Below are 1052 nucleotides of genomic sequence, written 5' to 3' on the forward strand. Positions count from 1 at the left end.
AATTCTGTGTTGCCTTTAATCAGGGTTTTGAACATCTCTACAGTTTTGACACTATTACCATTTTTGATTGTTTCTTTGATTTGTACGTTGTTTTTATCAAAAAATAACGATTTGATTTCACCGGACGAGCTATTTATTGTTGTGGTCTGAATGTTGGCTTGAGTATGGTATTGGTAGTCTAGAGATATTTTTGATGAGCTGTGGTTGTCTGTTGTCGTCAGGTTGGAAACTTTCTTCTGTGCATTGTATTTTATAGTGGTTGTTTGCCCGGAACTATTGGTAATTTTAGTGGGTGATCGTACAATTTCCCCAGTTTTCCCGATATCGATGTTTTCAAAGACCCTTGTGCATGCAGGGTTGCTAAGTGATGCTTTCGTTAATCCTAAGCCATCGGTTTCAAAGGTGTAATAGTAATATTTTTCGGTGTCTGGCCACACATGAAATGTCACGATGGTTTGAGTCTTGGATCGGGTATAGTCAATCTTAACCAATGTTTGTGTGTCATCTGATATTGATGTCAGGTCTGGAGTGTTAAGGACTTTTATCCATGCGTCTGTTTCGTTTTCATCATGGATTGACCAAGTGAGAGTCAGGGTTCGGCCCGCAGCCGATATTATCTTTGTCGGTAAGTAGTACCTGACTATGGCGGTGAAATCTGAGAGTACCGTAAAAGGTGTAAGGTACTCGATGTTTCCACTTTTGTGTGAGATAACGAGTTGACCATTAACAAAGCTGGTGATTAGGTTTGGAGTAGATAATGGTTTGTCGTATTCGTATTCCCAAGACTCTCCTGTAGTTAAATAAAGCGCTCCGTAACCGGCGCGGCCAAAAGCGTCATCAAAAGTGTCATATAACTCGTTTGGTTTGCGCTGAACATAAACTGCGTGATTTAGCTTTAATCCCCAGTTTCTAAACAATCCGCTGTTATAGCCAGTGGTGTGGTACAGGTTAATGTTCATTGCCGGCCCCATTCCGCCATTGCCTATGAGGTTCGCTATATTAATGAACGTGTTGAACTGCCCTGTTTCGGGGATTACGCCATCAAACTCCCG

The 1052-nt window shown here is 41.4% G+C and carries 1 protein-coding gene; it reads right to left on the reverse strand.

Features of this window, described 5'->3' with window-relative positions; translation table 11 throughout:
* Positions 1-1052, reverse strand: a 1052-nt coding sequence (locus DBR18_RS28285; protein ID WP_158275060.1) for a hypothetical protein, incomplete at both ends; no start/stop codon positions are given.

The organism is Pseudomonas sp. HMWF021, from assembly GCF_003061005.1.
Lineage (GTDB): Bacteria > Pseudomonadota > Gammaproteobacteria > Pseudomonadales > Pseudomonadaceae > Aquipseudomonas.